This window comes from Pantoea folii (genome assembly GCF_056678875.1).
The window spans coordinates 1-987 of record NZ_JBWXON010000043.1 but is presented as its reverse complement, the minus strand read 5'-3'; the positions used below and the strand labels follow the sequence as shown (position 1 = coordinate 987).

The 987-nt window shown below is 50.6% G+C and carries 2 tRNA genes and 2 rRNA genes; all 4 read right to left on the bottom strand.

What is annotated here, in order from left to right:
* Nucleotides 1-351, bottom strand: a 23S ribosomal RNA gene (locus AC1MDE_RS25795); the annotation flags it as partial.
* A gap of 203 nt (nucleotides 352-554) precedes the next feature.
* A tRNA-Ala gene (locus AC1MDE_RS25790) sits at nucleotides 555-630 on the bottom strand.
* 145 nt (nucleotides 631-775) lie between these two features.
* A tRNA-Ile gene (locus AC1MDE_RS25785) sits at nucleotides 776-852 on the bottom strand.
* 74 nt (nucleotides 853-926) lie between these two features.
* A 16S ribosomal RNA gene (locus tag AC1MDE_RS25780) occupies nucleotides 927-987 on the bottom strand; the annotation flags it as partial.

The window sequence follows — 987 nt, the reverse complement described above, 5'->3', positions numbered from 1 at the left end:
TGCATTTTTGTGTACGGGAGTATCACCCTGTACCCTGCGACTTTCCAGACGCTTCCACTAATGCACAAACTGATTCAGGTTCTGGGCTGCTCCCCGTTCGCTCGCCGCTACTGGGGGAATCTCGGTTGATTTCTTTTCCTCTGGGTACTTAGATGTTTCAGTTCCCCAGGTTCGCCTCGCAACACTATGTATTCATGTTGCGATGATGCACAGAGTGCACCGGGTTTCCCCATTCGGACATCGTCGGCTGTAGCGGTTCATATCACCTTACCGACGCTTTACGCAGATTAGCACGTCCTTCATCGCCTCTGACTGCCAGGGCATCCACCGTGTACGCTTAGTCGCTTAACCTCACAACCCACAGGCGTTTTACAACGCATGCAAGCTGCAAGCATTTGAGAGACTCGAACACATCGATAGCTTCATTCTTATTACGGAGAATGAACACGACGTGTCGTTTCAATTTTCAGCTTGTTCCGGATTGTTAAAGAGCATAATACTTCGCAGCACACCGTTGCCGGTACGCTCTGAAGTATTGTTTTGAGTCACTGTAATGGTGGAGCTAAGCGGGATCGAACCGCTGACCTCCTGCGTGCAAGGCAGGCGCTCTCCCAGCTGAGCTATAGCCCCATACAGTTACTGCAGAGACCACTACTACCACTCACCAGGAGTCCCGTTTTATGAAAACGGTAATTCGTGCTCAGGCAAGGCATGTACGAAGGACGTTTACTGTTGGGTAAACGACTGAGTACATAACGCCGCATGAGTGCGAATTTGGTAGGCCTGAGTGGACTTGAACCACCGACCTCACCCTTATCAGGGGTGCGCTCTAACCACCTGAGCTACAAGCCTGTAGAGGTTTTTTCTGCTCGTTACTTTTCTATCAGACAATCTGTGTGAGCACTTCGAAGGAAGGTATCTTCAGGTAAGGAGGTGATCCAACCGCAGGTTCCCCTACGGTTACCTTGTTACGACTTCACCCCAGTC